Raw genomic sequence first — 14,011 nt, 5'->3', positions numbered from 1 at the left:
GTCTATACTTCAATATAATATCACATCACAAGGATCAATCTTGTCCATGCAAATGGATTTCAGCGTAACTTTTGACGTGGACATCATTGTCGGTCAATTCAACCCGCGTAATGGCCCCGTTTTCACCCTTGGCTAAGTCAAATTGGCCGTCGCCATAACGTTCCGCAATCAAGCGAATCGCGAGGCCGTGACTAACGACCAGGATCTTCTGAGCTGAAGCTTGGCGCAGTTTATCCCAAACCGGGGTGAGGCGTTGCCAGAATTCGTCATAGTCTTCTGCTACATGGTAAGGGTCGGCTTCTTTCGTGAACTTCAGCGTTTTCTTAAAGCCACTCTGGAAGAATGGTGATTCGGAATCTGACATCGAATCCAAGTGGCTGGCAAAGATCTGCCGTTCAACCCAGTCGCCGTCCATTCCCTCAAAGCTACCAAAGTAGACTTCCCGAAATTCGGGCATTTCCTGGATGTGAAGCTGGTCAGCATTGCGGTTCAACTTAACGATCTCCCGGCAAGTATGGATAGCCCGTCCTAAGTCAGAGGCAATCGCTAGGTCAAAGGGGATGTTAGCTAATTCTCGACCGGCACGTTGGGCTTGGGCAACACCCTTTTTCGTCAGTGGAGTATCACTCCAGCCCTGCATTTTGTAGAAATAGTTGAAGAGCGTTTCCCCGTGGCGCACTAAATAAATTTCTTTTTTCATTACTACTGCCTCCCTTAACTGATCATTTCGAATAAGACTAAAAAGAGAGTCACGACCGCGTCGCAACTCTCTTTGCTTAATTAATTGACGATTAGTCTTCGGCAACGAATGGCAGCAAAGCCATAATCCGTGCACGCTTGATAGCGATCGTCAACTTACGTTGGTTCTTGGCACTAGTACCAGTGATCCGACGTGGTAAAATCTTGCCACGTTCTGAGATGAACCGACGTAATAAGTCAGTGTCTTTGTAGTCAATGTAATCAATGTGGTTTGCGGCGATGAAGTCGATCTTACGACGACGACGGCCACCACGACGTTGTTGAGCCATGAAATTACCTCCTGTCTCTTTGAATTATTTTAAAACGGTAAATTATCCTCTGAATTAGTTAAATTATCATCGGAATCTGACTTACCCTGATCCTTCTTGGATGATTTGTCATCCCCAGCACCGTGGTTGGATGAATCAGGTTGGGCCGATTGAGAGGGGGTGTTGTTAGCGAACGGCAATGAATCATCATTAATTTGAACCGGTTCGTTGTTGTTCAACTGGTCGCCACCGAAACCACCATTGGCAAACCCGCCGTTATTACCGTAACTATTGCCACCTTGCTGGCCGCCATTATAACGTTGGTTATTACCACCGTTGTAAGAGCCATTTTGGTTGCCACCACTGTAAGCTTGGCCATTGCCAAAGGAACCAGCCGGGTTATTGCCATTCTGAGCACGTGGCTCTAACAGTGCGAAATTGTCGACAACAATTTCGGTAACATAAACCCGTTGTCCCTGTTGGTTTTCGTAGTTACGCGTTTGGATCCGTCCGTCTAGGCCAACTAATGAACCCTTATGGGTGAAATTAGCGAAGTTTTCAGCGGACTTGCGCCAAATGACGCAGTTGATAAAGTCCGCATCCCGGTCACCTTGCTGGTTCCGGAATTGACGATCCACGGCTAGAGTGAAAGAAACCACTGGAGTTCCGTTGTTGGTGTACCGCACCTCGGGATCTCTTGTCAAACGCCCAGTAATAACTGCACGATTAAGCATCGGCATCCACTCCTCTCAAAAACGTGTTCCCGTAATTAATGTTAAGCATCCAGCTTAACGATCATGTGACGCAGAATGTCACCGCTGAACTTAGCCAAACGATCAAATTCGTTCAGTGGTTGGTCAGTGTCAGTCGTCAGCGTCATCACGTGGTAAGTACCTTCAGTGTACTTAGCAATTGGGTAAGCAAAACGACGGGTTGACCAATCCTTTGATTCAACGAGCGTAGCACCATTGTCCGTAACAACCTTGTCAAAACGGTCTACCAAGTCAGACTTAGCAGATTCTTCGAGGTCTGGACGAATGATGTAAGTAATTTCGTATTTGCGTGTTTCCATTATTTACACCTCCTTATGGACTCTGGCTCTCCCACGATGGGAAGGGCAAGGAGAGTAGACGTTATTACGTATACTCACAGAATAAAATAATAACATAGCATCAACTAATTTACAATAAGCGTCGACATAAAAAATCCCGGGATGCGGTACTGTTAAATAAATACGCTATTTCCCGGGAAATGTGTCTATTTTTCTTTAATTTTGTTCAGGCTTAGTGGAGCTAGCTTCTTCGGTTGACTGTTCCGACTGATCCTTGTCATCGTTGTCGTCATCTTTGGCAACCTTAGCCATCGTGGCCACTTGTGAATTGCCATCGAGCTTAATGAGGCGAACCCCCATCGTGGAACGACCAGTCTGGGAGACGGTTTCGATGCCAAAGCGGATGATCACACCTTTATCGGTGACCAGCATGATGTCTTCGTCGCCATCGACGGTCGTCAGGCCAACCAAAGCCCCGTTCTTAGCAGTGACATTAGCGGTCTTGATCCCTTTGCCGCCACGTCCTTTAATTGGGTACTCGCTAGCGGCAGTTTGCTTGCCATAGCCCTTTTCGGAAATGACAAAGACGTTGCTGTCGTCATTCAATGGCGAAGCACCGATGACGTAGTCGTTATCACGCAGACGGACACCACGAACCCCAGCAGCTGCCCGACCCATCGACCGAACATCGTCGGAATTGAAGCTGACAGCGTAACCTTCATGGGTTCCGATAATCATGTTCTGGTGGGCATCGATGATGCTGACGTTCATCAGCTCATCCCCGTCGTGCAGGTTAACGGCCTTCAAGCCATTGCTGCGGATGTTCTTAAATTCAGAGACTGGTGTCCGCTTAACGACACCCTTGACGGTCGTGAAGAAGAGGTATTTATCATCCACATCATCGTCATCTTTGCCTGAGACGTTGATGACGTTGCTGATCTTTTCTTTGCTATCGATGCCAAGCATGTTGATGATCGGGATCCCCTGGGCAGCCCGGCCGTATTCAGGAATTTCGTAGCCCTTCATCGAGTAAACTTTGCCAGAAGTGGTGAAAAATAGCAGTAGGTCGTGGGTGGAACTAGAGATTAGTTGTTCAATGAAGTCGTCCTTATGGACACCCATCCCCTTCACACCATGACCGCCACGGTTTTGGGACTTAAATTCATCGACCGGCAAACGCTTGATGTAGCCTTTGTGCGTCAGGGTGATCACAATGTCCTGTTCTTCGATCAGGTCTTCATCTTCGATGCTGGTGATGTCACCGACTTGCAGCTCGGTCCGCCGCTTGTCGCCGAACTTCTTTTGAATATCCATCAGTTCGTCATAGATAATCTTGTTGATCCGTTCTTGGTGAGCCAGGATGTCCTTGTAATCGGCGATCGCAGCAGTCAGTTTCTTGTATTCATCCTCGATCTTTTCGCGTTCCAGACCGGTTAAGCGAACCAGCCGCATGTCCAGGATGGCCTGTGACTGGCGATCAGAGAGGCCAAACTTAGACATCAACTGTTCCTTAGCCACTTCACTCGTCTGGGAATTACGGATAATGCTGATGATCTCATCGATGTGATCAAGCGCAATCCGCAAGCCTTCGACGATGTGGAGACGACGCTGAGCCTTATTTAAATCAAATTCGGTCCGCCGCCGAACGACGTCTTCCTGGTGCTGAAGGTAGTAGTTGAGCATTTCCTTTAAGCTCAAAATCTTCGGGGCACCGTCAACAATCGCTAACATGTTGAAGTTAAAGGTGGCCTGCATCAGGGTCATCTTGTACAGGTTGTTCAAAATGACCTCGGCGCTGGCATCCCGCCGCACATCGATGACAATCCGCATACCTTCACGGTCGGTTTCGTCGTTGACACCGGTGATCCCTTCGATTTCCTTGTTGCGGGCCAGTTCGGCGATTCGCTCGATCAGCTTAGCTTTGTTGACCATGTACGGAATTTCGTGAACGATAATCTGCTGACGACCGCTCTTCTTTTCGTCGATGTCAACCTTTGCCCGGACAACAATCGTGCCCCGACCAGTTTCGTAGGCTTTCCGGATTCCGGATTTGCCCATCACGACACCACCGGTTGGGAAGTCTGGTCCTGGCAAAACCTTCATCAGGTCTTCCGTCGTTGCGTCTGGGTTCTTCATCAGCATGTGGATAGCACTGATGACTTCACCGAGGTTGTGGGTTGGGATGTTAGTAGCCATCCCGACGGCAATCCCAGAAGCACCGTTAACCAACAGGTTCGGGAAACGAGACGGCAAGACCGTCGGTTCCTTTTCGGTGCCATCGTAGTTGTCCTGGAAGTCAACCGTATTTTTGTTGATGTCACGCAGCATTTCGACAGAAATCCGGCTCATCTTGGCTTCGGTATAACGCATGGCCGCTGGACTATCACCATCGACCGAACCGAAGTTACCGTGACCATCAACTAGCATGTAGCGATAAGAGAAGTCCTGGGCCATCCGCACCAGAGCTTCATAAATAGCGGAGTCACCATGTGGGTGGAACTTCCCCATAACATCGCCGACGATCCGGGCAGATTTCTTGTAAGGCTTGTCCGGAGTAACGCCTAGTTCATTCATTCCGTAAAGGATCCGCCGTTGAACCGGCTTGAGCCCATCACGGACGTCCGGTAATGCCCGGGCCGCGATAACACTCATCGCGTAATCCAGGAACGAATTCTTCATCTGACTCGTCAGATTAGTATCGGTAATCCGACTTGTGTCTTCATCAGCCACTTTCGTGTTCCTCCTTTAGCTCTTACAGGTCCAGGTTTTCAACAAACTTGGCATTATCTTCAATAAATTTGCGCCGTGGTGCAACCTTCGTCCCCATCAACATTGGGAAGATTTGGTCGGCAGCCGCTGCATCGTCCAGCTTTACCCGGAGCAAACGCCGGTTTTCAGGGTTCATCGTCGTCTCCCATAGTTGGTCGGAGTCCATTTCACCCAGACCTTTGTAACGTTGGATAACCGGCTTTGGCGTTGGCTGCAGGGAATTGACAACTTTGTCTAGCTCTTCGTCAGATTGAACGTACTTGACGAACTTGCCTTGACGCACCTGGTATAGCGGTGGCTGAGCAATGTAGACGTAGCCGTGTTCAATCATCGGCCGCATGAAGCGGTAGAAGAGCGTCAACAGCAGGATCCGAATGTGGGCCCCGTCGACATCGGCATCGGTCATGATGATCAATTTATGGTAATTAGCCTTCGTAATATCGAAGTCTTTGCCGAAACCAGTTCCTAGAGCAGTAAAGAGCGAACGAATTTCATCGTTAGCCAAAACCCGGTTAAGGCTTGCCTTTTCGACGTTCAAAATCTTCCCCCGAATTGGCAAAATTGCCTGGGTCAACCGTGAACGACCCTGCTTGGCAGAACCACCGGCGGAGTCACCTTCGACGATGAACAGTTCAGAAATGTTCGGGTCCTTACTGGTGTTATCGGCCAACTTTCCTGGCAGACTGCTGATTTCCAGGCCACTCTTCTTCCGCGTCACTTCCCGGGCCCGCTTAGCAGCGTCACGCGCCTTAGATGCCAGAAGCCCCTTATCGACGATCTTATGAGCCGTGTCAGGATTTTCCATCAAGAAGCGGTTGAAGGTTTCAGCGAAGATATGGTCCGTTGCCGTCCGGGCGTCGGAGTTGGACAGCTTGGTCTTGGTTTGACCTTCGAATTGTGGGTCCGGGTGCTTGATGGAGACAACCGCCGTCATCCCTTCACGGACGTCATCACCGGACAGTGATTCGTTGTCGTGCAGGATCTTGGCCTGGTGACCATAGTCGTTGATCACCCGGGTCAGCGCAGTCTTGAAGCCAGTTTCGTGCGTCCCACCTTCGTAGGTATTGATGTTATTAGTAAACGTCAAAAGCTCAGAATGGTAGTCATTAGTGTATTGCAGTGAGACTTCCACCGTAATGCCCTTGTACTTGCCTTCGACATAAATTGGCGGATCAAAGAGCACCTCATGCTTCTTATTCAGAAATTCGACGTAGTGACGAATCCCGCCTTCAAAGTGGAATTCATCCTTCGTGGGCTTCTCCGGACGCTTGTCTTCAATCGTGATCTTCAAACCCTTGTTCAGGAAGGCCAGTTCACGAATCCGATCCGTCAAGGTCTTGATATTAAAGGTCGTTGTTTCACGGAATAGTTCCGGATCCGGCTTAAAGTGAACCCGCGTACCGTGCTGGATATCAGGAATACCAGTCTTAACGACTTTCATCGGCGTCTTCACGTGGCCCCGTTCAAAGTCCATGTAGTATTCCTTACCTTGACGGGTGACGTAGACGTCCAGTTCTTCGGAGAGGGCGTTGACAACTGAAGCACCAACACCGTGCAAACCACCGGATACCTTGTAGCTGCCGCCGCCGAACTTACCGCCGGCGTGAAGGACAGTGAAGACCGTTTCAAGGGCTGGTTTGCCAGTTTCTTTTTGGGTGTCGACTGGGATACCACGACCATTGTCAGTCACGGTAATGCTGTTGTCTTTTTCGACGACAACGTTGATCTCATCACAGAAACCAGCTAGGGCTTCGTCAATCCCGTTGTCCACGATTTCCCATACTAGGTGGTGTAGACCCTGAGAAGTAGTGCTACCGATGTACATCCCCGGACGTTTCCGAACGGCTTCCAAACCCTTTAAAACTTGGATTTGGCTAGCATCGTATTCGCTACCCAGTTCAGCTTTCTTCTCTTGTTCTTGTTCACTCTCGCTCACTGCGTTTCCTCCTTTTGCACGTGTCCATCTGTAATCCTAAATATCGTTGGCTGGTGAATTAGTTGTCTGGCAACCCCACTCAAACTCGTGGTCGTTAAAAATGTTTGCACCTTATCCTGGATTGCCGTTAAAAGATGCGTCTGCCGTTCGTCATCGAGTTCGGACAAAACATCATCCAGCAAGAGCAATGGATATTCACCCGTTTGCGATTTCATCAAATCAATTTCGGCTAATTTTACTGATAGTGCCGTCGTCCGCTGTTGGCCCTGGGAACCAAAGCTCTGCACATTAGCCCCGTTAACAAAAAAGTGAACGTCGTCGCGGTGGGGACCGCTCAACGTTGTGCCGAGTTCAATTTCATGGTCCTTATTCTGGTGGTAACGTTCGCGCAACTGCCGTTCGTAATCCGATGCGGTCTGATCTTCACTCACCTCGACCTGGCTAGCGTACTTAAAAGTCAGGTCTTCTTTTTCCGTCGAAATATGGTGGTGTAAATCAGCAGCCCAGTGCTCCAACTGGTGTAGCAGGGTGGCCCGCAAAGCAATCAACTGACCACCTGCCGCCGCGAGTTCATCAGACAAAACACCCAGCAGTACCTGATCAGTCTGCTGGTGATACTTCAGTTGTTTAAGGTATTGGTTGCGTTGTTTTAGTACCTGGTTATAACGGCTCAGCTGGTACAAATACTGGCTGCTCATTTGACTGAATTCAGTATCCATAAACTGCCGCCGAACCACTGGCGCGCCCTTTACGATGGCTAGATCCTCCGGCGCAAAAAGCACAACGTTAAGCGAACCAACATAAGTCGACAAGCGTGACTGAAATAAATGGTTAAGCTGAACCCGTTTGCCGCGACCACTGAACTGAACTTCAAGTGGCACGCTGCCGAGACGCTTTTTAACGCGCCCAGCAACCGTCGCTCGTTTCTGCTTCCAGTGTATAAGTTCACGATCATTTGCTGTCCGGTGGCTTTTTGTCAGTGCTAGCACGTAGATAGCTTCCATCAAATTGGTCTTACCCTGCGCATTAGCGCCAATGAAGATGTTGACTCCAGGACTGAACTGGACCTTAGTATCGGCATAGTTTCGAAAATTATGCAGCTGCAATTCTTCGAGAAGCATGCCACACCTCGTTTATTTAATCGTCCATTGTCCCTGGTCCGGGATGACAACCGTGTCACCAGAACGCAATTTTTTACCACGCCGATTTTCAGCTTGGTCATTGACCAGTACTTGATGATCCTTTAAAAACCACTTTGCAGCCCCGCCAGTGGGGATGATCCCAGCCTCTTTTAACAACTGGCCAAGGGTAATGAAATCACCTTTGATCGCTACCGTTTTTGTTTCTGCCATTCAATCACCTACTTCTCCAATAAACATCTATATTATATCTTTTTTAAGAGTTAAAAACAAATCTAATGGCCCAAAAATGGCTCTCAGTCATTATTAGCCCTTTTGAGTCAAAAATCACTTCACACCCGCAAAAAAGATATAATGCGCTCTCATGTCGTTTCAGCAAATTAGCCATAGAAAAAACCGCAAAGCTTCCACTCTGCGGTTAATTTGTTATTTGAGGTAATTTTAGCGTGTCCGAACAGGCGTAATCAGCTGGACAAAGTTATTGTCCTCATCACCACTTGGTACCAGGGTAAATGGCCGCAATGGGGATGTAAAGGCCATCATAATCGTAGCCTTGCCGAATGAACGCAGCGCATCCTTCATGTAGTCAGGGTTAAAGGAAATTTCTAGTGGCTTGCCGCTCAACTTGCTGTTAACCACTGATTCTTCCACAAAACCAACGTCAGGAGAATCGCCGCTGATTTGGGCCTGACCATCATCAGGATTCAAAGAGAGCTTAACAACATTGTTGCGACTTTCGTGCGACAGCAAAGAAGCACGTTCAATTGAAGACAGGAATTGATCAGCTTGCAATTCAATCTGGGTGTCTGAAGTCGTTGGAATCAGCCGGCTCGTTTCTGGATAGTTGCCATCGAGCAGCCGGGAGTAGAAGTGGGTGTTGCCAAAACTGAAAAGTGCCAGATTTTCCGCGATTTGTAGTTTCACGTCATCTTTTTCATCACTGATCATCCGGGACAATTCTACTAATGATTTACCAGGCAAAACGACATCGTATGATTGATCGTTGCCATCACTTAATTCCACTTTCCGTTGTGCTAGACGGTGACTGTCAGTAGCGACCAATGTCAATAAATTATCAGCTAACGTTACGTGGATCCCTGTCAGAATTGGGCGATTCTCCTGGTTAGAAACCGCGAACACCGTTTGACTGATTACTTCACGTAACATATCAGGAGCTAGCTCAATCGTTTGTTCTGCCGCTACTTCCGGCAATGGTGGGTAGTTATTAGCATCCGGGCCATTAATCTTAAATTCAGCAGGGCCAGACGTAATCTGCGCTTCAAAGTTGTTTGCAACTGTAATGGTTACATCATCATTAGGAAGTTTTTTGATAATCTCATTAAAGAAACGAGCAGGTAAAACAATGGCTCCTGGCTCATCAATCTTTAATGCATATTTATCATCTACAATGGATATTTTTGATTCCAGAGTAATGTCCGCATTACTACCAGTTAACGTAATGTCGTCTTTACTAACAACCATCTTTAATCCTGTCAAAATTGGGATAGTGGTTTTTGATGAAATTGCCCGTAAAACATTATTTAACTGTTCGATAAAGGCTGAACGATTGATTGTAAATTTCATACCTGACACTCCTTGTTTTACCTGTTGGTAAATACATTAATAGATTATATAAAAAGTAGATGTAGTAGGGCTTGTGGATCTTGTGGATAAGTCGGGCTAACCTTAGTGATCACGCTGGTTAAAGGCTGTTGATAACTTGTGGATAACTAGTGGAAAAACTGTTAGTTATCAACACCTAGCGTTGTAGGTCCATTTTAAGGTCCTGTATATCGTCTTGCAACGATTGGTTGTCTTTGAGTTGTTTTTCAATTTTATCGATCGCGTGAAGGACGGTGGTGTGATCCTTGCCGCCAAATGCTTTGCCGATTTGTGGTAAGGAATTGCTGGTCAATTCACGCGATAGGTACATGGCGATTTGCCGCGGTACGACGATTTGCTTGGTTCGCTTTTTACCAGTAATATCCGATTGATTGATTTTGTAATAAGAAGCGACTCGTTTTTGGATGGTATCGATGTCCAAGCCTTCGTCAGCACTTTCGGTGGACATTCCCTGAAGAGCTTCGCGGGTCAGCGCGATCGTAATCGGCTCGTGCTTCATTTGAGCAAGGATCTTGACCTTCATCAGCGCACCTTCTAGTTCACGCACGTTGGTGTTGATCCGGTTGGCAATCATGTTGAGAACTTCATTTGGTGCCTGAATATTTTCTTCCTCAGCTTTGCTACGCAGGATAGCGATCCGCGTTTCCAAGTTAGGGGAGGCGATCTCTACCGACAGGCCCCAGACAAACCGCGAAACGAGACGATCCGTCATATCAGGAATTTCCTTTGGGTAACGATCAGCAGTTAGAACAATCTGTTTGCTGTTGTCGTGCAAAGAGTTGAAAGTATTAAAGAATTCCAGCTGGGTCCCTTCCTTTTTGGAGAAGAACTGGATATCGTCAACCAGCAAAGCGTCTAGATTGCGGTACTCCTGGCGGAATTGCTCCTGGCTGTTGTTTTTGATGGAGTTCACGTAATCGTTGATGAAGTTTTCACTGGTAACGTATTTAATTCGTGCAGCTGGATTATGTTCCAGCATGTTGTTAGCGATAGCTTGCATCAAGTGAGTTTTACCCAGACCAACGCCACCGTAAATGAGCAGTGGATTATAGACTTTTCCGGGATTGTCAGAGATGGCATAAGCTGCGGCATAAGCCATTTCGTTGCTCCGTCCCTGAATAAAATTCTTAAAGGTATATTCAGGGTTAAGAGGTGTTTCTTCCTTATATGTCGGTAAATTATTGACGGGAGTTGTTTGAACCGGTTCCTCAGTCAGTTCGTTGCTAACAATGTATTGGGGAGTGATATTAGCCGTCGTTTGTTGGTAAAGGACGTTTTTGACCTTCGGATCGACTTCTTCACGCCAGAATTTTTGAATATATTTGTTAGGCAATTCGATTGTAAGAATGTTGTCATTTAAAGAAGCGACTTTGGCTGGGGTAATCAGGTTTTTGTAGGTTGGTTTCCCGTAGATGTCACGAAGATAATTCTGAATCGCTTGCCATAAGGCATTGAGCTCAGTCAAAAGAATACCTCCTTTGAAAGATTGAATAAATAAAACCAAAAGGTATTCTAGCATTCATTCACAGAGTTTTCCACAGGCTGTAAAAAAGTTTGCCCACAGAGTACACAACGTTGCGTGTAAATTACACACAGCGGTGTCGAAATGTGGAAAATTAAGGTGATATCCACAGTTTTGCACAGGCAAAAGTTGATAACTATCCTTGCTATTAAGGCATTCTTGACTTATCCACTGGGTTTTCCACAGCCTTGTGGATAAACATAATCACAGGGGTGTTCACACTTGGAAAAGCCGTTAAAAACGTGTGGATAAGTCGCAAAAAAGTTAGGTCAAAAAACAACGTTGTGGATTATTTGGCAAAAACTGTGGATAAGTAAAAAATTCCAATTAATTTTTTTGGTTTAAAGTGCCTGCGAACTGTGCTACAATACAAAAGTATGTTTATGAGTGCGCCCGTTTTTTGGGGCGTCACAGAGCAAACACCGATATAAGGAGGTGCCACAAAAAATGGCAATGAAGCGCACATTTCAGCCAAAGAAGCGTCACCGTGCCCGTGTGCATGGTTTCCGCGCACGTATGAGTACCAGCAACGGTCGTAAAGTGCTGGCACGCCGCCGTCAAAAGGGCCGCAAGGTATTAACGGTTAAGGCATAAGCACTTGATGATTTAACCAAAAGGGCACGGCAAGCAATTGTGCTGCAATGAACCATAGTTGTAGCCGATGCTTACCATGTCCTTTTTTCATTTGTTGCAGTGGTTTAACGGGTGGAACGAAAATGCGAAAATCGTACCGTGTAAAAAAAGAACAAGAATTTCAACGGGTGTTTGAGACCCATAATTCGGTGGCTAACCACAAATTCATCATCTACCAGATGAATAAGCCAGGTCAGAAGCATTTCCGGGTAGGCATCTCCGTTGGTAAAAAAATAGGAAATGCTGTTCACCGGAACTGGGTCAAACGTCGCATTCGCCAGACTCTACTGGAAGTCAAACCGCAGTTGAAGTCGGACGTGGATTTTCTAGTTATTGCACGTCCGTCTGCTGACGGATTATCGATGGCAGATACAAAGCGCAACTTAGTTCACGCTCTTAAACTGGCCAAACTACTTAATTAGGAGACAAACACGTTTTGAAATCACGTATGAAACGCCTTAAGCGGACACTCACTCTCGTGGGCATTATGGGAATGACCTTGCTGTTGACGGCTTGCTCCAATGGACCAATCACCAGCCATAGTAAGGGCCTTTGGGATCACTACATCCTCTATAATTGCTCACGCTTTATCATCTGGCTGTCACATAACTTTGGTGGTTATGGGATGGGGATCATTATCTTTACGATCATCATCCGGATTATCTTGCTGCCACTGATGTATTACCAGACAAAGCAAACACTGAAGACACAGGAGATTACGCCTCAACTAAAGGCTTTACAGAAAAAATATTCATCTCGTGATCGTGATACGATGATGAAGATGCAAGAAGAACAGCGGGCTCTTTACCGGAAAGCGGGAATTAACCCTTACGTTACGATGCTGCCACTGTTGATTCAATTGCCAGTTATGTGGGCTTTGTATCAAGCTATCTGGCGGACATCTGAACTGCGGTCTGGTTCTTTCTTATGGCTTCAACTTGGGCATACTGACCCTTACTACGTGATGCCAATTTTGGCTGCTGTCTTTACTTTAATTAGTTCATGGCTCAGCATGGCATCGATGCCAGAAAAGAACACGATGACAACCGTGATGACGTGGGGGATGCCGATCATGGTATTCTTTATGGCGCTTGGCTTCTCGTCAGCAATTACCCTTTACTGGGTAGTTACCAACGCTTTCCAAGTTGTGCAAACCTTATTGATCCAAAATCCATTTAAGATCAACCGGGAACGCAAGGAAAAGCAACAAGCAGAACGAGACAGGAAGCGAGCAATTGCCCGTGCTAAGCGGAAGGCCTTGCGGAGCCACCGCCGTCATTAATGAATAAGAGGCTGGAGAAGAAACTCAGTTTTTTCCCAGCTTTTTCTATATAGTGAGGGAGAAGACAAAAATGAAATCATTTAGCGCTAAGACGCTGGAAGAAGCCAAACAGGAAGCGGCTAAACATTTTAGTATTTCCCAGGAAATGTTAAAGATTAAGGTAGTCCAAACACCGCGACGGGGTTTCCTCGGTTTTGGGAAGCGGCCGGCAATTATTGAAGCAGCACCAATTCAGCAAAAGACCGAGCAGCCATCCCATCTCCAAAAACCGTCTCAGCAAGCAACGCCACAAAAGGCTAAGCAGACTAAAAAGAAACGGCATTCACCCAAGGCTCAATCGCATCCTGCTAAAGCTGCTATCAAAAAAGCTGCCCCTAAAAGCCCGGAAGAACTGGAACGTGAACGGGTGGCCGCTAACCACCAGCGTAATTTGAAACAGATGCGCAAGGCTGCCAATGGCTGCTGCGGTTACATAGAAGACATCTTGCGTGAACTGGGCGTGCACGGGACTGCTCAAGTCAACCAGTTGCGAGCACACAGCTTAAACATCGAAATTAAGACTAAACAGTCGTCAACCGTGATCGGTTACCATGGACGTCAGATCAATGCGCTGGAGCAACTGGGAACGGCTTACCTCAATTACCACGGTGTCCATGATCCAGGCTTGGTTCTGGATACTGCTAATTACCGGGAACGGCGCAGGAAGACCATTGCCAAGCTGGCTGACCGCTGTGTGACGGAAGTGATTGCCACTGGCCAGGCCGTCTTTCTCGACCCCATGCCGGCACGGGAAAGGAAGGAATTGCACCGCTTGTTAGAGGACAACCCGAAGGTAACGACTTACTCACACGGACGGGAACCGTTCCGCAGTGTTGTCGTTGTGCCAAGCAATTAAGACCTTAATATTGACATTCGGGAACGTGCTTTGTACAATGGCTTTGAAAATTTAATCAGAACGTTAGAGTAGTGAAAGTGCTTTGACCATCTTACTGGGTTACCAGTGGCTGGGATTGGCGCTTTTTTCTTTGGATTCTTGAGAGGAGGAACCT

At 47.1% G+C, this 14,011-nt stretch carries 14 protein-coding genes; 4 read left to right on the top strand and 10 right to left on the bottom strand.

From position 1 onward, the window contains the following. Nucleotides 1-34: 34 nt before the first annotated feature. The 10 genes from AB3114_RS01330 to dnaA form a co-directional block, all read right to left on the bottom strand. On the bottom strand, nt 35-700 hold the full coding sequence (locus AB3114_RS01330) for a histidine phosphatase family protein (protein ID WP_367341460.1): 666 nt from the start codon (nt 698-700) through the stop codon (nt 35-37). A gap of 91 nt (nt 701-791) precedes the next feature. Further along, complete coding sequence (gene rpsR / locus AB3114_RS01325; protein WP_283583146.1) at nt 792-1,028, bottom strand: 30S ribosomal protein S18; 237 nt, start codon at nt 1,026-1,028, stop codon at nt 792-794. 29 nt (nt 1,029-1,057) lie between these two features. Continuing rightward, the gene (ssb, locus tag AB3114_RS01320; protein WP_367341459.1) at nt 1,058-1,741 is read right to left on the bottom strand and encodes a single-stranded DNA-binding protein; all 684 of its coding nucleotides are present in this window, start codon (nt 1,739-1,741) and stop codon (nt 1,058-1,060) included. A 41-nt stretch (nt 1,742-1,782) separates the two neighbouring features. Further along, entirely contained in the window at nt 1,783-2,079 is a 297-nt protein-coding gene (gene rpsF, locus AB3114_RS01315; protein ID WP_367341458.1) for a 30S ribosomal protein S6, read from the bottom strand. A gap of 195 nt (nt 2,080-2,274) precedes the next feature. Further along, nucleotides 2,275-4,788 (bottom strand): DNA gyrase subunit A, encoded by a 2,514-nt coding sequence (gyrA, locus tag AB3114_RS01310; RefSeq protein ID WP_367341457.1) that lies wholly within the window; start codon nt 4,786-4,788, stop codon nt 2,275-2,277. A 22-nt stretch (nt 4,789-4,810) separates the two neighbouring features. Then, nucleotides 4,811-6,763, bottom strand: a complete 1,953-nt coding sequence (gene gyrB, locus AB3114_RS01305) for a DNA topoisomerase (ATP-hydrolyzing) subunit B (RefSeq protein WP_367341456.1) — start codon at nt 6,761-6,763, stop codon at nt 4,811-4,813. After that, nucleotides 6,760-7,884, bottom strand: a complete 1,125-nt coding sequence (gene recF / locus AB3114_RS01300) for a DNA replication/repair protein RecF (protein WP_367341455.1) — start codon at nt 7,882-7,884, stop codon at nt 6,760-6,762. Before recF ends, gyrB begins: the two co-directional genes overlap by 4 nt. A 12-nt stretch (nt 7,885-7,896) precedes the next feature. Continuing rightward, on the bottom strand, nt 7,897-8,115 hold the full coding sequence (gene yaaA, locus AB3114_RS01295; protein ID WP_367341454.1) for a S4 domain-containing protein YaaA: 219 nt from the start codon (nt 8,113-8,115) through the stop codon (nt 7,897-7,899). 228 nt (nt 8,116-8,343) lie between these two features. Continuing rightward, nucleotides 8,344-9,486 (bottom strand): DNA polymerase III subunit beta, encoded by a 1,143-nt coding sequence (gene dnaN, locus AB3114_RS01290; protein WP_367341453.1) that lies wholly within the window; start codon nt 9,484-9,486, stop codon nt 8,344-8,346. Between the two features lie 175 nt (nt 9,487-9,661). Continuing rightward, the gene (gene dnaA, locus AB3114_RS01285) at nt 9,662-10,990 is read right to left on the bottom strand and encodes a chromosomal replication initiator protein DnaA (RefSeq protein WP_367341452.1); all 1,329 of its coding nucleotides are present in this window, start codon (nt 10,988-10,990) and stop codon (nt 9,662-9,664) included. Nucleotides 10,991-11,494: 504 nt separating this feature from the next. Here dnaA and rpmH point away from each other — a divergent pair. The 4 genes from rpmH (at nt 11,495) to jag (ending at nt 13,857) form a co-directional block, all read left to right on the top strand. Next, a complete protein-coding gene (gene rpmH, locus AB3114_RS01280) occupies nt 11,495-11,641 on the top strand; it encodes a 50S ribosomal protein L34 (protein ID WP_283583137.1) in 147 nt (48 codons plus the stop codon). 122 nt (nt 11,642-11,763) lie between these two features. After that, nucleotides 11,764-12,102 (top strand): ribonuclease P protein component, encoded by a 339-nt coding sequence (rnpA, locus tag AB3114_RS01275; protein WP_367341451.1) that lies wholly within the window; start codon nt 11,764-11,766, stop codon nt 12,100-12,102. A gap of 26 nt (nt 12,103-12,128) precedes the next feature. Further along, on the top strand, nt 12,129-12,962 hold the full coding sequence (yidC, locus tag AB3114_RS01270; protein ID WP_367341590.1) for a membrane protein insertase YidC: 834 nt from the start codon (nt 12,129-12,131) through the stop codon (nt 12,960-12,962). A 70-nt stretch (nt 12,963-13,032) separates the two neighbouring features. Continuing rightward, nucleotides 13,033-13,857, top strand: a complete 825-nt coding sequence (gene jag, locus AB3114_RS01265; protein WP_367341450.1) for an RNA-binding cell elongation regulator Jag/EloR — start codon at nt 13,033-13,035, stop codon at nt 13,855-13,857. Nucleotides 13,858-14,011: the final 154 nt, after the last annotated feature.

Origin of the sequence: Limosilactobacillus sp., assembly GCF_040772465.1 — a bacterium.
Lineage (GTDB): Bacteria > Bacillota > Bacilli > Lactobacillales > Lactobacillaceae > Limosilactobacillus.
This window is presented reverse-complemented; position numbering and strand designations above follow the sequence as displayed.